The 17740-nt window shown below is 58.0% G+C and carries 14 protein-coding genes; 3 read left to right on the top strand and 11 right to left on the bottom strand.

Features of this window, described 5'->3' with window-relative positions; all coding sequences use genetic code 11:
* Window positions 1–90: 90 nt before the first annotated feature.
* Window positions 91–1314 carry an MFS transporter gene (locus ISP18_RS10995; RefSeq protein ID WP_380010817.1) on the top strand — a complete coding sequence of 408 codons (1224 nt, stop codon included), beginning with the start codon at window positions 91–93 and terminating at the stop codon, window positions 1312–1314.
* A 32-nt stretch (window positions 1315–1346) separates the two neighbouring features.
* Window positions 1347–2513: an ROK family transcriptional regulator gene (locus ISP18_RS10990; RefSeq protein WP_380010814.1), complete on the top strand. Its 1167-nt coding sequence runs from the start codon at window positions 1347–1349 to the stop codon at window positions 2511–2513.
* 61 nt (window positions 2514–2574) lie between these two features.
* Here ISP18_RS10990 and ISP18_RS10985 read toward each other — a convergent pair whose 3' ends face one another.
* The 8 genes from ISP18_RS10985 to ISP18_RS10950 form a co-directional block, all read right to left on the bottom strand.
* Window positions 2575–3450: a peptidylprolyl isomerase gene (locus ISP18_RS10985; RefSeq protein WP_380010811.1), complete on the bottom strand. Its 876-nt coding sequence runs from the start codon at window positions 3448–3450 to the stop codon at window positions 2575–2577.
* Between the two features lie 95 nt (window positions 3451–3545).
* Window positions 3546–4787, bottom strand: a complete 1242-nt coding sequence (locus ISP18_RS10980) for a glycerophosphodiester phosphodiesterase family protein (RefSeq protein WP_380010808.1) — start codon at window positions 4785–4787, stop codon at window positions 3546–3548.
* A 523-nt stretch (window positions 4788–5310) separates the two neighbouring features.
* The gene (locus ISP18_RS10975) at window positions 5311–7794 is read right to left on the bottom strand and encodes a TonB-dependent receptor (RefSeq protein WP_380010805.1); all 2484 of its coding nucleotides are present in this window, start codon (window positions 7792–7794) and stop codon (window positions 5311–5313) included.
* Window positions 7795–7844: 50 nt separating this feature from the next.
* Entirely contained in the window at window positions 7845–9032 is a 1188-nt protein-coding gene (locus ISP18_RS10970) for an MFS transporter (protein WP_380010802.1), read from the bottom strand.
* Window positions 9033–9081: 49 nt separating this feature from the next.
* Entirely contained in the window at window positions 9082–9717 is a 636-nt protein-coding gene (locus ISP18_RS10965; protein ID WP_380010799.1) for a class II aldolase/adducin family protein, read from the bottom strand.
* A 5-nt stretch (window positions 9718–9722) separates the two neighbouring features.
* Window positions 9723–11171, bottom strand: coding sequence for an aspartate aminotransferase family protein (locus ISP18_RS10960; protein ID WP_380011062.1), 1449 nt, complete (start codon window positions 11169–11171; stop codon window positions 9723–9725).
* Between the two features lie 20 nt (window positions 11172–11191).
* Entirely contained in the window at window positions 11192–11857 is a 666-nt protein-coding gene (locus tag ISP18_RS10955; protein WP_380010796.1) for a class II aldolase/adducin family protein, read from the bottom strand.
* A complete protein-coding gene (locus ISP18_RS10950) occupies window positions 11854–13458 on the bottom strand; it encodes a xylulokinase (protein WP_380010793.1) in 1605 nt (534 codons plus the stop codon). The genes ISP18_RS10955 and ISP18_RS10950 overlap by 4 nt, the downstream gene beginning before the upstream one ends.
* A 111-nt stretch (window positions 13459–13569) precedes the next feature.
* On the opposite strand from ISP18_RS10950, the gene ISP18_RS10945 reads away from it, so the two are divergent.
* Window positions 13570–14232 (top strand): TetR/AcrR family transcriptional regulator, encoded by a 663-nt coding sequence (locus ISP18_RS10945; RefSeq protein ID WP_380010790.1) that lies wholly within the window; start codon window positions 13570–13572, stop codon window positions 14230–14232.
* An 18-nt stretch (window positions 14233–14250) separates the two neighbouring features.
* Here the strand turns inward: ISP18_RS10945 and ISP18_RS10940 are convergent, their stop codons facing one another.
* The 3 genes from ISP18_RS10940 to ISP18_RS10930 form a co-directional block, all read right to left on the bottom strand.
* Entirely contained in the window at window positions 14251–15336 is a 1086-nt protein-coding gene (locus ISP18_RS10940; RefSeq protein WP_380010787.1) for an acyltransferase family protein, read from the bottom strand.
* A 217-nt stretch (window positions 15337–15553) separates the two neighbouring features.
* A complete protein-coding gene (locus tag ISP18_RS10935; RefSeq protein WP_380010784.1) occupies window positions 15554–16174 on the bottom strand; it encodes an OmpA family protein in 621 nt (206 codons plus the stop codon).
* Window positions 16175–16554: 380 nt separating this feature from the next.
* A complete protein-coding gene (locus ISP18_RS10930; RefSeq protein WP_404559521.1) occupies window positions 16555–17739 on the bottom strand; it encodes a sterol desaturase family protein in 1185 nt (394 codons plus the stop codon).
* Between the last annotated feature and the right edge of the window lies 1 nt (window position 17740).

Raw genomic sequence — 17740 nt, 5'->3', positions numbered from 1 at the left:
CCCGCGAGCGAAGAAAGCGCACATCGCCACGATTCCGTCATTACCGAACGGCAGCATGTGACATTCCGTTGCTACAACGAGCACTACCGCGTGCCAAAAGCCCAAACTTCATCCGTCCGATTGCTGATGTTGGCAGTTGTGCTCATGCTTGGCCTGCATCCCACGGCCATGTATCTCTATCTGCCGGTGCTCCCTGCCCTGCAGTCGATGCTGGATGTAAACGCAGCGCAAGTGCAAGCCACGTTGTCCGCCGCAATCGTGAGTTTTGGCGTCGGTCAGATACTCTGGGGACCGCTGGCGGATCGCTATGGTCGACGTCCCATCATGCTGGCAGGCGTGTCGATGTACACCCTGGCAGGCCTCTGCATGACAGGTACTCATACACTGGCCATCTTCATGGGTTGCCGTATTGCACAGGGCCTTGGCGTAGCTGCCGCAGGTGTCGCCTGCCGCGCCATGTTGAGAGACATCTACGCACTGCATGACCGGGCCCAGCAACTCTCCCGCGCTTTTTCATGGCTCGGCGTGATCTCCCTCATTGGGCCGCCGCTGGGTGCGCTGAGTTATGAACATGCCGGGCTTTATTTGACGCTGGCGCTGATGGTTGCGTACGGCGCAGCGACGTGGCTGGTGATTCTTCTTTATGTGCAGGAAACGCGTCCAATCGCGGATGCACTCATACCCCCATTCTTCGGTACGGCTTATGCGGGCATGCTCAAACATCCGTTGTTTTTACGCTACACCGGACTCACTGCTGGCAGCTATATCGGCCACTACCTCTTTCTGGCCGGATCCTCTTATACGCTGATCGCCAGGCTCGGCATGACACCCTTCGACTACGGACTGGTGCTTGCCTTGGGGTCCATGGTGCATATGGGTGGCACGTTTCACTGCCGCTACTGGCTGCGCCGCCACGATGTGCGCGGCACGCTTGCGCGCGCTGCAGCACTGACGCTGGCGGGCGGCGTGGGCATAGCCCTGTTTTACCTATGCGGATTGCACGCCGTGTGGGCCATCGTTTTGCCGCAATGTCTCTATGTATACGGCCACGCCGTACACCAGTCCTGCGGTCAGGCGGCGGTCAACGAAAGTTTTCCCGATCAGGCGGCAAGTGCTTCCGCGCTTTCGGGGCTGCTGGTTGCCATGCCGGCCGCAGCGATTGGCCTTGCCCTGGCCCCCGGCATGGCGCATTCCGATCTACCGCTGGTGGTTGGCATGGCAGCTTGTGGTGTATTCATCGCGCTGATCGCCTGGCGGCCGTGGCAGCTGTATCGACAACTTGGGATGACGATTTCGCAACGCACGGTGACATAATCCAGTCCTCCCGCCAAAACACACAAGAATCTATGTCGGCCCTCATTCCGTTTGCAGGCGAATTACATTCGGGCTTTCTGCGCGGCGATGATGCCGACGTCATCGTGTCGGCCAACGAGCGCGACCTTCTGGATCTGGTGCGCAAAAGCGGCACCACCACCCGAGCAGAACTGGGACGCGCCACCGGCCTTACCGCACAATCGGTCATGCGCCTGGTGGATGAACTCGTCGAACGGGGCATGCTGCAATTCGGCGAAGCGGTACCGCAGGAAGGCCGCGGCAAGCCCGCTATGGCCGTCAGCCTGCGGGCCAACTATGCCTATGCCATGGGCGTATCGATCACCACCGATTCCATTGCGCTGGCGCTGATGGACTTTGCCGGTAATGTACTCGCCCATCATAACGAGCCCATGCCGACGCTCAGCCGTGCCGCGTTGTTGCGACGCGTGCGCACACTGGTCGAACGCCTGCTGCGCAAGGCGCATGTCAACGAACGCCGCCTGTTCGGCATTGGCATGGGCATCACCGGCTTTTTCATTGGCGATGGCGCCAAGGTCAATCCCCCTTCGCCCCTGGACGAACTCGCCCTGGTGGAACTTGATGCGCTTTTTGCCGATGCATTAGACCATCCGGTATGGCTGGACAACGATGGTAGCGTTGCTGCCATCGGCGAAAGCCTGCACGGTCTGGGGCGTCAATTTCGCGATTTCGCTTATTTCTACTTCGGCCACGGGTTCGGCGGCGGTCTGGTGATGGATGGCCGCTGCATTCGCGGTGCACACGGCAACGCAGGCGAGTTCGCCGGTATGCTGCCGCGGCTGGGGCTCGAACGCGCCGCACTGGAAACGCTGCGTGCGTTGTTGAACGAGGACGGTTTAAACCTGCCGGATATCCAGTCGATGGTAGAAAGCTACGACCCGAGCTGGCCGGCCATCGAACATTGGATCAAGCGTGTAGCGCCCGGCTTGTCAGTGATTGCTTCGGCCGTTGTCGCCATTCTCGATCCGCAGGCTATCGTGCTCGGCGGAAGAATTCCGAAAGATCTCGCGAACCGGCTCATTCCACATATCGAGATCGACAACCTATCGCGTCGTGGCCACGTGCGTCCCGTTCCTCGTATTTTGTCCGCGCAGACACCGTTCGATGCAGTGGCGACCGGTGCCGCCACGCTTCCGTTCAAGGAATGCTTTTTCCGCTGACAGACCAATGACGTGTGTAGGTTGGGGGGAGACGAAGTCGAACCCCAACCCACGAGCGGCTCTATCGAGTCGAATGCTCGCCAAAGAAAGCTGGGTTCAACGTGACCGGTTGCGCTTGCTTCATCGCCTCGATCTGCTTGTCGACAGCCACACCTTTCAGCAAAATCACAATGTGCGGACGCGCATCCTCGAACGTGTTTGCCGATCGCTTGATGACGCGCACCAAGTGATAGCCGTACTGCGTCTTGATGGGTTGGGATATCTCGTTTTCCTTCACCCCCGCAACGCCTTGTGCGATTTCCGGCAAAAGATTGCGCGAAGACGTCTCCGGCAGCATGCCACCTTCGCTCTTGGAATCGGCATCATCCGAGTACTGACCAACCAACTCGGCGAAATCCTTGCCCTGCAGTATCTGCTTGCGCAGCGTTTCCGCTTCCGCACGTGCTTGGTCCTCCGTCATGTCCTTCTGCCCTGCCTTCAAGGGAATGGAGGAACCGTGATAGCGAATCACCAGATGCTGCAGTGAGTAATCGATAAAGTCTCCGCTATGTGCGTCGTAGTAGCGCTTGACCTCCTCATCGCTCACCTGCGCGCGCCGGTACATATCTTCCCTGGCCGCGTTGGCCATGATGCCCTCACGCAGCCACTCGATCTGCTGTCGCACATCGGGATCTTGGTCGAGCTGACGGGATTGCCCCAACTGCGCGAGCAAGTGCATTTCTGCATAGCGCTTGGCGAATAAGGCGGGATCTTCAGCGGCCGTCGCCTTCAGCTGTGGTGGCGTATCCACCATCACTCGCTTGAATTGGGAAGCGGTCCACTGCTCATGACCCATGGAAAGAACGACCGGATCGTCGCCCGTGGACTGAGCAAGGGCAAACGAGGTGACGAACGGCAGCGAAAAGAGTGCAAGGGCGCTCAGACGGCGAAATGACATGACGAAACCTTTCTCAATAACAGGGATGCTTTGCTATGAAAAGCTGGCGCACTACACGTGATTCGCGGCAGCACGCCAGCCGACACGGACTGCGCTTAGTTCATCATCAGGTTGTTGCCCTGACGCAGATGCTTCGCGGTGAGGTCGTCGATCATCCCGCCGGCTTCATCCGTCGTGATGAAGTCGAAGGCCTTCCAGTTGTCTCCGTAAAGGAATGACCAGTTCTGGCGCTCGATGTAGTTATCGTCGAAGCGCACCGTGTAGAGGCGATAGCAGCACCGTCCAGTGTTCTGGAAAAATGCCTGGTTTTCACCCGTACCCGTCCACGCATAGGGGTCCGCAAGGGGGTTGAAGATACCTACGGGGTGCAGCGCGTTGCCTACTGCGTTGTACGCTTGTTGTAGGCGGCCATTCTTCATGTTGAGGTTGACTTCCACACCCAGTGTGTAGTCCTTCTGCATGTATTCTTCTTCGATGCTTACCAGATTCGGCAACTTGTCCAGCATGTTATTGGTAATCACCGGAATGCCGAGGAACGGTTCATTCCACTTGTTATTGATCGATCCGCCATGCGGGTTGGCGTGCCGATACAGATCCGCCTCGAGGTCGGCAGGATTGGGATAGGTCGTCAGATTGAACTTGACCGCCACCCAATTGCGCGCCAGGCTCCCGCGACTGTCTGCGTGGTCGTTCATCAGGCGCCAAACTTCCTGCATCGCTGCGCGATCCTTCACGTCCAGAACGAGGAGGCCGTTGGTGTTGTCGGTCTTGTATTTGTCCAGTAGCTGCGCAAACGCCGGAATAGGTGCAGACGTCACATGGCCACGATCGGTCGAGAGCAGGAAGCCATGCTCGAGTGTCCCGTACCAATTGACCTGGTTGACGTAAGGATTGAAGCCCCTGCCGCTGTACGGATCGTACTTGTTCTGGCGATCAAGCTGGTAGATGTTCGTGGTGCGTCCCAGGGTGTAGTCGTGCATCAGGATCGGAACGCCATCCCGCGTCATCTTGATATCGACCTCCACGGCCTCGAAGCCGGTGTGCAGCGCATCCATGATCGACCAGAAGGAATTTTCCGGATTGTTCGTAAAGTAATTGATGTCCGCGCCGCACGAGTTGGACGGCCCTCTGTGTTCGCCCCACCAGCCGCGATGGGCAATCACGATCACCATATTGCGATCGTTATGGAGGCCTCGCCAGGTGGAGATGATGTTCTGATTGTTATAAACGCACGGTTCGGCCGCTGCCGACGCCTTGGGCGATACGACAGCGGCGATGGAAAGCAACAGCGCACATTTGAGCGCATGCAACGGCCACTTCTTTGAACGAAGTTTCATGTTAGAGCCTCCAGACATTGTTCCTGAGTGATGGACAACGCCGCATGTCCCCAACCGCCAACCTCGCTTGCGAACACTTAGCGCGATGAGGCAACAGCCACCATGGAGTGGCACTTGCCTCATCGCGCACTATTTTTATCACCAACAGTTACAAATTAATGTTGCCTGCGTGACGGCCGACTGACCTTCTCATCAGGCAACTAGAAGTGCTGCATGGAACGGAAGATGTTCGCTTCTGATTTGTCGAACATGTCGCGGATGATGGCCATGTCATATGAGGCCAATCACTCGCACTAATGTGACAACATTGCTTTACGTGTATCCATGCGTCCAAACGACGACTGATAAACGCTTGCGTAGAAGGACAGTTGCATGGATTTGTATGCCGCGTGGATCGAGATTTGTCAAAAAGCAGAAAGCCGAGGCAGCAATGCCTCGGCTTTCTAGTTACGTTCCACTTTCAGAATTAGACGCGAAGATATGGCCGTTTAGAATGCAAGTGTCTTTCTCGGGTCGAATCCACTCAGAACTTCGCTCGCATTTCCACACCATACGTGCGCGGCGGTGTAATGGTGGCATACGGCGTACCGAAATCATTGGTGCTGTCGTTGCCGATGCCGAGCACGTAGCGCTTGTTGAACATGTTGTTGACGTACAAACCCACGCCCCAGCGCTGATCCGGCGTATGCCAGTCCAGGCGTGCATCGGTGCGCTGCGTGGAGGTGCCCACGCTAAATAGCGGTGTGCTCAGACAGGTGCCCTGAAAGCCGGAGTCGGCATTGCAGCGCGTATGGCCGCGATACGCGTATTGCATGTTCAACTCCAGATCGCCGTGATAGACGCCGTGCCAGGTGTAGTCGAAGCCAGCCGTCGCAGAGAAGGAAGGTTCGCCCGTGGACTGCCCGGACAGGTCGACGCCCGAGGTGGAGGTGCCCTTGGTATAAGTGCTGTCGATATAAGCGCTGGTGAAGTTCAAGCGGAGCGCATCCGTAGGTTGCCATTGCGCCTCGAAATCAAGTCCATGTGCGTGCTGGTCGCTGGTCATCACGGTGTAGAACGGCACCCCTGATCCAGTGAAGTTGGGGTTGAGCACGGAGGACTGCAGATTCGAGTAGCGGTAGTAGTACACCGATGCGTTGAACAGCAGGTTGTATTCGGGCACCACCGCCTTGATGCCGCCTTCGTAGTTCCACACTTTTTCCGGTGCATACAACGAGCCTACCTGCAGGCTGTTATAGCCACCGGCTTTGTAACCCTTGGCGACCGACATGTAAGCCATCACGTTCGGCGTGAACTTATAGCTCGCCACCGCGCGCGGACTGAAGTCGTGCCAGGTGTGATGTACCGACACCCATTGCCCCACCGCATTGGGAAAGATGACATTTCCGCTGAATGCTGCAAGCGCTTCTTGCGCCGTCGTCGGCAGCAGGCCGACGATGCCGCTGGATGCGAGCGCGGCCACGGTTTGGTCGAACGCATCCGCTTGGCGCAGCGGAGTGAACCATGTGAAGTCCTTTTGGTCCTGGGTGTAACGCAGGCCGGTGGTGAGATCGAGCTTGTCGTTTACATGCCAAATCACGTCGCCAAAGGCGGCATACGCCTTGAACTTGCCGACGTTGTTGATCTGTTCGCGCCACGGATCGTTGAGCAGACTGTAAGGCAGACCGAGCGCCTGCAGGCCCTGGGTGATTTCGGTGAGCGGCAGGCCAAGCCCGTCGACGTTCTGCGCCAGCGTGTCCAGGCTGCTGGTGTTGGTATTCACCTGGCTGGTCTGGCGCGCTTGCTCGGAATAGAAGCTCACGCCGGACACCCAATCCATCAGGTCGTTGTAACCCGACAGCTTGAACTCCTGGTAGTAGCTGTTGTTGTGCTCGATGTTGGCGGTGTCGAGATAGCTGACGATGTGATCGGTGCCATCGTTGTCTTCATCGTTGAACGTATTGAAGTGGCGCCACGCTGTGGTTGAGGTGAAACTGCCCCACGAAAAGGAGTGATCGATGGTCAGCGTGGAGCCGTCGAAATGCCGCCATTCGCGTGCCTGGATCGCATCGTTGTACAGCGGCGCGGTAAGCGGATTCAGATAGGTAGCGGGATTCGGCGGATAAGGTGGACGTTCGTTCGTATCATTGGACAGCGGTACCAGTCCGATCGCCGGACGCGGCGGCTGATCCAGCCGCTCGTGATCCCACGACCACAGCACGCGCGTGTTCGGCGTGATGTTCCAGCGGTAGACCATGCGGCTGCCCCAATCGTCGTTCTTGCCGTAGCGCTGCCCGTTGGCCTGGTCACGAATCCAGCCGTTGCTCTGGTTGTCGAGCACGCTGACGCGCAGCGCCATGTCTTTGTTGAGCGGAAGGTTGACCAGCGCGCTCTCGTAACGCTCGCCTTCATTGCCTACGCGTATCAAGGCTTTGCCTTCGAATGTGTCGGTGGGCTCGTTGGTGACGATGGAGATCGCGCCACCCGCCGCATTGCGGCCGAACAACGTGCCTTGTGGGCCTTTCAGTACCTCAATGCGGTCGATGTCGTTGAAGGCCAGCAAGGCGCCACCGGAGCGCGCCGCATACACACCGTCGATGTAGACACCCACCGCCGATTCGGTGCCGATACCGAAGTCGCTGGTGCTGATGCCGCGCAGCGAATAGTTCGGCTGAGTGGGCTGGCTGCCATCCACCACCAAGCCCGGCACGAACAGCGAGATCTTGCTGAGATCGGTGGCAGCCTGCGTTTCGATCTGCTTTGCGGTAAGGATCTGCAGCGGAATCGGTACCTGTTCCATTTGCTGCGTGCGGCTTTGTGCCGTTACCGTGATATTGCCAAGTTGCTTGGCTTGGCTGGCATCAGGTGCCTGCTGGCCTGCTCCGGGCTTTTTCGTCGCCGCGTTGTTGTTGGTGTCCTGCCCTGCCCCCTCAGCCGCGGCCGGCAGTGCTGCAAACAACAGCAACGCTGCACCACCGTAGAGCGCCTGACGCAGGCACGTGGACAACTTATGTTGACGCATGTTCATGCCATTCTCCCCTCAAGTCACGGCATCGCTGTTGGCGCGATGCGTATCGTCTATTTGACGTCCCCCTCACCCGATAAAGCTCCGCGTGATCTCTGCCTGGAGAGAACACCGAGCTTCACCCCCATCACTGCCACCAATACGCATGCCGAAAATCCCGCGACCAATAGCGGGACGTGATGTACGTCGTTGCCATGTACGCTCAATGACGTCACCAAAGGCCCAAAACCGGTGCCAACCAACTGCGCGGGGGGCACCAGCATGGCGATGCGCCCGCGCGGATCGATATCGAACGCCAGCCGGATATGAAACGGCATCTGAAACAACCACACGAAGCCGAACACCACGCATAGCACGACAAAAACCAAGGAACTGTGCGGCGCCAGCCGATGCATGGCGATGCCGATGGCTGCAAACGCCAACGCACTGACAACCAGCGCCTGTAAAACTCTCCATCGGCGCACGATGACAGCCGCCGCGCCGCCGCCCACAATCTGCATGGCCAGCACGAGCGCGGCGAGCGCATCGATCGAAATACCGATACCGGCAGCATTCACCACAGGCTCGAAATAGGCCCACAGTGCTCCCACCGCGCTCATGTGCAGAAAAGGCACCAGCAGCGCGAAGAAGCCTGTCCATGAAACGACGGAAGGTTGAATTTCTTCCGTATGCGCGCCAAGTCGTGCAGGCAGTCGCCGTGCGACCAGCAACGGCAGCACACAAAGCACGGCAAGCAGCACGAAGGCCTCACCCCAACCGAGCGAAGCGATCGATATTTTGGCAAGCGCCAGAGCGGCGAGCGCCTGCACGCACGTCTGTACCGTGAGGAAAATACCGGCCAGGCGATCCGGTTGCGGTGAGCGAACAATGACCATCGTCGCAATCCAGAACAGGCAGGCCTCGGCAAGCCCTGCCGCCACACGCCAAGCTACGCAGATCAGGTCGCCATGGGCCGTCAGCGTCAACAGATTGATGGACACCAGCACCAGGCTTGCCACCACGGCAACCGTGCGAAGGCGGTTCAACGGCAGCCACTTTTCCGCGAGAATGGTGCCGATGCCCAACGCGAAGATTTCGCCCATGGCGACGAGGCCGACGCCTTCCATCGAAATGCGCTGTTGGTCCAACAGGCTTCCCAGCAACGCCGGTTGCAGGCCGAGCACCAGCAACGCCACGCAACCGACCGTTAGCGCGGCGACGGTTTCGGAAGGTTTGAAGTGCACCGAGACCGATGTATTCATGGATGTCTTGTGCAAAGGCGTGTTTGGTACGGCGACATGACGTTCCCCCTCAGTAACCTCTCACTTCTTCCGGTAACTGTCCTTGCGCAAAACATTGCGCGGCGCGCTTTTGATCCTTCTTCAATCGTCCATTGGCAATGCGGCAAACCCACCATGGCAGCGTGTACAACCGCCCGCCCGTGGCCAAAGCAAGCACATAGGCCTTGGCGCACTTCTCCAGAAGTTCTGCATTGAGCACGAGCCGGTGCACCGTGCTGCCGAATACCAACACGCCATGCTCACTGGCCCACACGTTGCCGCCGGTTGCAAGGCATTGCCGTGCGTCCGCCTGCAAGTCATCGGCGTGACGGAGCATCGGTGCAGCGGTAGCACCCAGATGCCTGGCCTGTTCGTCAAACAATTGCGGAAGATGGCCACCGAAGCTTCCGAGCATGCGCCCGAAAGCACCGCCGCCCAGCGCAATTGCTCCTACATCGGGGCGCGCCGCATAAACCGCGATATGCTGCTGCGCCGATTCGCTTTTCGGCTTGGCGGACAGCGGCACACGCACCGGCTCAGCACCGAGCGTACCGATCAGCAGGTCATGCGTGCCAGGCAGTCTTACGGAAACGCTGCCGTCCGCACCAAGCAGATGCTTGTCGTCCAAGCGATGCATCGCATCAAGGAGAAGGTTTTCGAGCGCCATGGGCATCACACCAGTTTCAGCACGTCTTCGAAACGATTAAGCGCATCGTCGATCACCTCGTCGGTGTCCGCGAGGCTGGTGTAGATGCGACTCCCCGCCAAGGTGATCAACCCATGCGCGGTGTACGCCGCACCCATTTCCTCCATCATGTGTTTGCGCTCTTTGGCTTCATTCTTCACGCGAATGAGCTTGAGCAGATTGCTGGTATCCAGCAGCATCACACCGGACGTCTGCAGATGCACGATCGAGCCCATGTTGTAGGCGACGTAAGGCAGGCCGAGGCGCTCGATGATCTGTTCCAGTCCTTGCCTCAAGCGGTCGCCGGCGCGGCCTGCCTTCACCGCGGCTTGCGTGCGCTGCATTTCCAGCAAGGCGTAGTAGCCCGCCGCGCATGACAAGGGATTCGCGGTAAGCGTGCCGCCGACAAAGGCGCGCTTGGCAGTGGTGCCGATGCCACCGACCAGCATCATCATGATGTCGCGCCGGCCACCAATACCGCCTGCCATCGGATAACCGCCGGTGAGGCACTTGCCGAGTATGGTCAAGTCGGGCTTGATGCCGAAGTAGCCCTGCGCACCGCCCATGCCTGCGCGAAAACCGGTCACCACTTCATCGAAGATCAACAAGGCATTGAATTCATCGCAAAGCTTGCGTAGCCCAGCGTTGAAGTTGCGCGTCACCGGCCTGGTACCGCTTTCTGGCCCGAACGGCTCTACGATAACGGCAGCGGTGCCACCGCGCAGGCGATTCCACATCAACTTGCGGCGGATCGCATCGAGATCGTTCGGCAGGCTTTCCTGCGTGGTAGCGGTTGCGCCGCGCGGAATGCCGATCGCCTCCATGCGACCGGTGTTCGGCAAGCGCATGCCGTACACCATCTGGTCACTCCATCCGTGGTAACCGCCACCGATTTTGATCACGCACTTCTTGCCGGTGTACGCGCGCGCTAGACGGATCGCACCCATCACCGCTTCCGTGCCGGAGCCCATCATGCGCAGCATCTCGACGCCTGGCATAACTTGGCAAACCAGTTCCGCCAGTTTCACCTCGTATTCGTGCAGCAAACCGGTGATCGGCCCGCATTCGTTCAATAGTGTCTGCACCTGCGCAAGCACGGCCGGATAATTGGAGCCCAGCAAGGTCGGCCCGCCGGCTTGCAGAAAATCGATGTAGCGATTGCCGTCCACGTCCGTCATATGCGCGTCGCGCGATTCCCGGATCGCAAGCGGGAACGGATAGTTGAACGCTAGGTTGTGCTGCACACCGCCCGGAATCACTTGCTTGGCCTGCTCCGACAGGCGCTTGGAGCTCTGACAGCGTGTTTCGAAGTAATCGAGCACCTTGGCCATCGCATCGCGACGGATCGGCCGGATCGGCTGCTTCACCAGCGTATCGAAACGGCGATAAAGCGAATCGGTATCCGGCCATTGAGAGATCGCACTGTCGGCGGTCACGGTGGACGCATCGTAGAAGTTCATACGACCAGTTCCTGAATGGGTTGGGCATCAAGCGTTGCCAGCAGACGCTGCAACGCGGCCTGTTGAGGTGAGGATTGCGCCGCACGCGCGGCGATGCGCTCGCGCAGGTAATCGCGTGTCAGCGCTTCGAGTGCGGAGATGGCACGCAGCGCACGCTCTGCGCTGGTGCCGCAGCAAATGGCACCATGCGTGCGTAACAGATAGGCGTTGGCATCCGGTCGCAGCGCCTTGGCAAGTTTGCTCGACAGCCAGCTCGTACCCGACGGCGCATAACCGACGATCCGCACTTCATCGCCAAGCAATGCACGATCTTCGGCACGACTCACCGGCACCGGCTGTCCGAGCAGAGTGCACGCACTCGCAATCGGCTGATGCGTATGAATGCTGGCGCGGCAATCGGCGCGGATGCGCAACACCTTGGCATGCATGCCTGTTTCCACCGACGGTTTGCGATCGCCATCGACTTTGGCGAGGTCGCGTAGCCTCAGCACGCAGACATCTTCCGCCGTCATCTGGTAATAGTCCGTGGCCGATGGCGTGACGACGATGTGCTCATCATCAACCTTCAGCGCAAGATTGCCGCCCGTCGCGGCAAAGTAACCGTGATCGGCCAGCTTCACGCTCATGTCGACCACTTGCTGGCGGACGCTTTGAAATTTCATCGCGGCGCACTCCGATGCTGATTGATGCGACGGTAAAGCGGCGCGAGGCGCCGATGCAGTTCCTTGAACGTGCCGAAACGATCGTCGTAGAGATGCCGCAAGGCTTCGCGCGGCTCGAATCGCCGCTCGCGCTGGCATAAGGCGGGGACATCGTTGAACGACATTTCGCCGAGACCGACGCCTGCGATGAAGGCAGCGCCCACTGCATTGGCCTGAATCGGCGCGACAGGTTGCTCGATCACCATACCGGTGACGTCTGCGATCATCTGACACCACACGTGCGACTGGCCACCACCACCGACCACCGTCATCGACGCTCCCCTATTGCAACCGACGAAGGTCAGCATGGGCTCCAGCATCCAGCGCGTGTTCAACGCCACGCCTTCGAGAAACGCGCGGATCATGTCTTCTCGTGTGTGTTCCAGCGACAGGTTGAACAAACCCGCACGTAGGTGACGATCGTCCACCGGTGTGCGCTCGCCTTGCAGCCACGGGAGATAAATCAGTCCACGCGATCCGGCAGGCACGCGGTCGGCAATGTTGTCGAGCAGCGCATAGACGTCCGGCCGAGAGTCATCACGCATCAGCTCGTCCGGATGGAACAGGATGCGATCGCGCAGCATGGTCAGATTGCTGCATGCGGCCGATTGCATGGCCATGGCCAGGTAGCGATCTTTTTGTGCGCAGGGCAACGATGCGATAAACGCGCTGAGATTCGTACGTTTTTCCGGTATGTGTGCGCCGATCCATGACGACGTACCGAGATAGAGATGCAGCTCGCGATCGCGCACGGTGCCGGCGCCGATTGCCGCCGCAGAGTTGTCGACTGCACCGGCAACAACACGGGTGGCAGGGGAAAGTCCAAGCGTCTCGGCCACCTTCGGCGTCAGGTGGCCGATCACCTCGGTGGACGGCAACAGCTCCGGCAGCTGCTTGCTATCGAGCTTCAGCATGCGCAGCAGCCGGTCGTCGTAACGCACTCGCGAAAGGTCGCGGTTGTCGGTTGCCCAGGTAGTGAGCGCCGAATCGTAGGTGGAACAAAAACGGCCTGTGAGCCGCAGATTCATGAAGTCGAGCGCACCGAGAAACTTGTAGGTGCGTTCGAACAACGGCTTGTCGTGATCGTGCAGCCAGGCGATATGGCCGGCCGGATCTTTGCCGGACAACGACGGCGCACCACCCGTAAGCCGCAACCAGCGCGCGAGCTTCAACGGCCCGTAGCCCTGGATATTCAGCCTTCCGCTGCGGGCGCGTCGACGAATGGCGTCAGCGCCTCGCATATCCAGCCATAGCATGGCGCGCGAAAGCGCATTCCCCTGCTTATCCACCGGCACCGTGCATTCGCCGAAAGCGGAACAGCAAACGGCAATGATCTGCCTGCGGCGCTGCGCATGACCTGCCAGCAATTCCTGCGCCGCACCGAGAAAGGCCTGCCACCAATCCTCGGGATCCTGCTCTACGCCATGTTCCCCAACCAGATGCAGCGAGACGGGTCGGAACGCCCATGCCTGCACACTGCCATCCAGCCCCACCAACGCACATTTGCAGCCCGACGTGCCCAGATCGACCGCCAAGACCAGGCGTTCGTTACTGGAAGACACTGCGGCCCGCCCGGCGCTCGCCATCGTCGACTTACCCCAAAAAGATAGTTTTAACTACAATATAGTTATCGCTATAATCGGCGCAAGCCCTCCCCTGCCGGACCGCACCCCGTGCCCTCCCAGCCCCGCCGCACGGCCAAACGCCCCAAGCTCGCCCTGAGTCCCAAAGTAATGCCGGCGCAGTCACGCGCCGCCGAAACCTACGAGCACCTGCTCACCGTCACCGCGCAGGTGCTTGCCGATGTCGGCTTCGAACTGCTCACCACCAACTTGATATGCGAGCGCGCGAAATTGTCGCCGCCGGCGCTATATCGCTACTTCCCCAACAAGTACGCGATGCTGCATGAGCTCGGCCTGCGTCTGATGCAGAAGCAGAATGCGCTGATTCCCCAGTGGCTGACGCCTGCCGCGTTCGGCTCGGCGAAAAAGCTGGAAGACGCGATCACGGGACTTTTGCTGGAAACCTACAAGGTCACGCGCGAAACCACCGGCGGCATCTGGATCATGCGCGCACTGCGTGCGATACCCATGCTTCAAGACGTTCGACTGGAATCAGCCAAGGAAGTCGCCTCGCAGGCCACCGCACGGCTGAGCCAGGCGTTTCCGAAAGTCGCGAAAGAAGATCTGGAACTCATCAGCCGCGTGGCCGACAGCATGGCCTACGCTACGCTGGAAATGCTGTTCGACGATCCTTCGCTGGACGCACCATCGGTCATGCGCCTGGTCGCGGCGAGCCTCGCCAGCCATGTGGCGCGACTGCAAGGTAAGAAATAGACCGATTTGATCAGCCTGCTAATCAGGTTCAGGTAAGCCAACCATTGCAGTGTCGGATGATGACTGAGTCTTGTGACCTTTGCGAAGAAAAGGCTTTTCGACGAAACGGTAAGAAAGATACCCAGCAGCCAATGCAAGAACGAGAGATATCGCCATTCCAAGCCAGAACCGATGTGTAATTTCATTAATAACGATTTGCTGGATCGGAAATCCGTAAATATACACACCGTACGAAATGTCGAATTTTCCGTTTATTAGCTTTTCGCTGAATGACTCTCCGATAATCGCAACGACGATTGTAATGCCAAGCGTTCCGATAACACTATATTCGAGCTTGCCTGGCATGAGGAACATGCCAGCAATCCCAAACATCAAAAGTAACCACTTGTTTGGATACCAAGTCTCTTTTGTTACGGATAGCAGGGCTCCGCCACTAAAGCATATCCCGAACATGCAAAGGTAATTCAGTGGAACACCGTAAAACGCAAATCCGGTACCGGTATGCACAAGCGATGCTGTTCCCAGGATCGATCCGGCAAAGAGAGCAAGAATGACCTTCCAGGATTGTGAAAAAGACAGCGCGACACCGATTGTGATGTAACAGACGCACTCAATGGGCAGCGTCCAGAGACTTCCATTAATCGCGTTTGGATAAATATAGTTCGCAAAAACCCCCGGAATTGCCTGACCCAAAAATATCGAATACTTCAGGAAAGTTACCAGTGCGAAGTTAGATGTGAAGTAGTCCCACTTTGTCTCGCTTGTGTAGATAGCGCCCAGAACATAGGTCATCAAAAACGCGCACACCACCATGGCAGGTAACAGGCGTCTTAACCGCCGCTTGCTAAATTCGATAAAATTGCCGGATCGTTTAAAACTAGCCGGCATAAAGTAGCCGGAGATTGAAAAGAAGATGGCGACTGCAACGAAGCCATAGGTATCCCAAAATGGATAGATCGGCTCCACTGATCCATGCAGGGCAAATTGGTGGCTATATAGCACGAGCACAGCAGCGAAGTGCCGCATCAGGTCGTAGGAATTTCCACGGTCATTTTCACCGATCTTCTTCTCAGCCTCGGCCGCAGCACTTTTGATGCGTGCCACGCGCATCACTCCCTGACTTTCCCCTGACACAGACTTCCCCTTTATCCGTTGCATCAAACCGAGTATGTGCGGCTAGACACCGGAAAGGTTGTGTTTTGGGAAGTTCAAGTAAAGGCCAACCCGTTGGCCTTTCAAGACAGGTATCCGATCCTGGCCTGAACGATCAGCGGCTGATGCCTGCCGTGCAACGACGGCAAGGCATCAGCGGCATGTGGCCTCATCCTTGCGGAGCTTGTGGAGTCGTTTGCGGGGACGCCTGGGCTTGAGTGCCGGCAAAATCCACCACCAGGCTTACGCGACGATTGGGTTCTCCATCATCACCCGATTTGCCCTTGATCACCTGGCGATTGAGCGCCTTGCCGTAGCTGACTGTGCGCACCTGATCGGCCGGCATGCCGCCCGTGTTCACCAGGTAATCGCGCACGGCATCCGCACGCTTGCGCCCTAGCCGCATGTTGTAAGCCGAACCACCCGCGGCATCGGTAAACCCTTCCACCGTGACCACGGCCTGCGGATAGTTTTTCGACACGATCTTGGCGAAATCGTCGAGCAAGGGCTTGTCCTGATCGCGCAGCGTGGCGTCGTTGAAAGCGAAGTGGGAAGCCGTATCGACATGGATACGACCGTTCATCTCCGCGATCTTCGCGTCGTATTGAGCAAATTTTTGCTGCATCTGCTGCGTCAGACCGTCGATTTCCTGCTGCTGCTTCTGTTGGTTGGCACGCAGGTCGCCAATGGCTGAGTCAAAATCGGCCTTCTTGACGTAGCCCTGACATCCACCCAACCCGATGGCCAGTGCAGTCAGGGACACATAAGCAAAACGTTGATAGGCGCGCATTGAAGAATCCTCCTCGATGAAGCGGATGAAAACGGCGGCTTCGCTGTAAAAGGGCCTTTTGCCGTGTATTGATCCATGTCACCGAATCGACTCTCTCTTTTTACCGCCTGCAAAGCATCAGATCGTTCTCCAGGATCTGTCGTCTTTTACGGCCGGGCACTGGAAAGCCGGCCTCGCACAGATCAGCTATTGCTTTCGTTCGATCGATGCGAATTGAAACAGAACGATATAGAAATCAAACACATCACCAGCGAACGCCGTGGCGTGAACCTTAGCGAGTTCGACTTTGCAATGTCATGTGTTGCCATAGCGTGAACTTGATCTAGATCAAATCTGCGTAGACGAGATACACGCGTAGGTTTTATGGAGCAGTGTTGCGGCTAAATGCCAGCCTCTGCATGCGTTCCAGATCTCTGCTGCGTCTGCAGCGCTTCCTTGGCCGCTTTGGCAGTGTGATGGTCGCCGTCGTGGCTCCAGCCTGGCGGCATAACCAGATACAGCAGCTTGTTGCGTATACCCGGCGCACGCCATACGTCTCGTCCTAGCAACCAGAATTCACCTAGATAGGCATCAAGCACGCTGTAAGGTTTTACTGGTCGAGTGATGCCGTATTCAATCCGGACGTCCTTATGCACTTCCATATAAGTGCCGAAGATGCGATCCCAGATCGGTAGCAAGTTGCAGAAGTTGGTGTCCATGTAGAGCACGTTGCGTGCATGATGAACACGATGGTGCGACGGTGTCAGCACTACACGATAAAACACACCAAGCTTCCCCTCTGGTAGCACATTCTCACCAAGGTGAATGAAACTGCCCCAGAAGCTATCGATGATCATGATCAGGACCAGGAGTGGCGGACTTACTCCCAGCAGTATGCAGATGCTCGTGCGCACAAAGTCGGCATAGGTGCCTTCGAGAAAGATGTGCGCAAAGTTCACCGACAGATTCATCGCAACGGGCGCATGGTGAGTGGAATGCAAACACCACAGCAGGCGCACTTTGTGTGCGAGAAAGTGATACACGAAATGCGCCAGCTCCCATACCACGTAGCCGTAAAGCAGTCCGTACCAAGTGAGCCCGGCCTGAAACGGAGCAAAGCGATTGAACAGGCCGATACAGAGGCCCACCATGGCAATGGTGAGAAAAGCGCCGATGAAACGGTTCAGTACCATCACTAGAAGTGGAACTTGGTAATCTTCGCGCTTGGTGCGACGCAGCACGAGGCCGCGCACGAGTTCGAATACCAACAACAGCGGGATGATGGGTGCGATCAGGCTGCCGAAGCCGTCTACCGTGAGCAGCTTCTGGTAATTGCCGGAGGCGAGCATCTCCAGCAAGGGCCCTAGGCCAAAAAAGCCAGTCAGTTGATCGCGGATCCAACCCAAAATATCCATGGCAGCCCTCCCCGGCAGCGTCTCTAGGATGGCTGGGAATACCAGTCTCAACGTCAATTTGTCACGATCTAAATGCCTATGCAAGTGCAACTGGGTGAGACGGTCATCCTGGCGCATCTGGGCCTGTGCAACGGATTCCCTGCTCTGCGCCGCCACTCGCTTCTCAGCCAAG

This window comes from Dyella humi, from assembly GCF_044904605.1.
Lineage (GTDB): Bacteria > Pseudomonadota > Gammaproteobacteria > Xanthomonadales > Rhodanobacteraceae > Dyella_B > Dyella_B humi.
The sequence above is the reverse complement of the archived record's forward strand: the minus strand, read 5'-3'. Positions and strand labels throughout refer to the sequence as shown.

Bases quoted from the DNA above. Each gene is read 5' to 3' on its own strand.
- ISP18_RS10990 (WP_380010814.1), top strand. From the start codon at position 1,347: ATGTCGGCCCTCATTCCGTTTGCAGGCGAATTACATTCGGGCTTTCTG.
- ISP18_RS10985 (WP_380010811.1), bottom strand. From the start codon at position 3,450: ATGTCATTTCGCCGTCTGAGCGCCCTTGCACTCTTTTCGCTGCCGTTC.
- ISP18_RS10980 (WP_380010808.1), bottom strand. From the start codon at position 4,787: ATGAAACTTCGTTCAAAGAAGTGGCCGTTGCATGCGCTCAAATGTGCG.
- ISP18_RS10975 (WP_380010805.1), bottom strand. From the start codon at position 7,794: ATGAACATGCGTCAACATAAGTTGTCCACGTGCCTGCGTCAGGCGCTC.
- ISP18_RS10970 (WP_380010802.1), bottom strand. From the start codon at position 9,032: ATGAATACATCGGTCTCGGTGCACTTCAAACCTTCCGAAACCGTCGCC.
- ISP18_RS10965 (WP_380010799.1), bottom strand. From the start codon at position 9,717: ATGGCGCTCGAAAACCTTCTCCTTGATGCGATGCATCGCTTGGACGAC.
- ISP18_RS10955 (WP_380010796.1), bottom strand. From the start codon at position 11,857: ATGAAATTTCAAAGCGTCCGCCAGCAAGTGGTCGACATGAGCGTGAAG.
- ISP18_RS10935 (WP_380010784.1), bottom strand. From the start codon at position 16,174: ATGCGCGCCTATCAACGTTTTGCTTATGTGTCCCTGACTGCACTGGCC.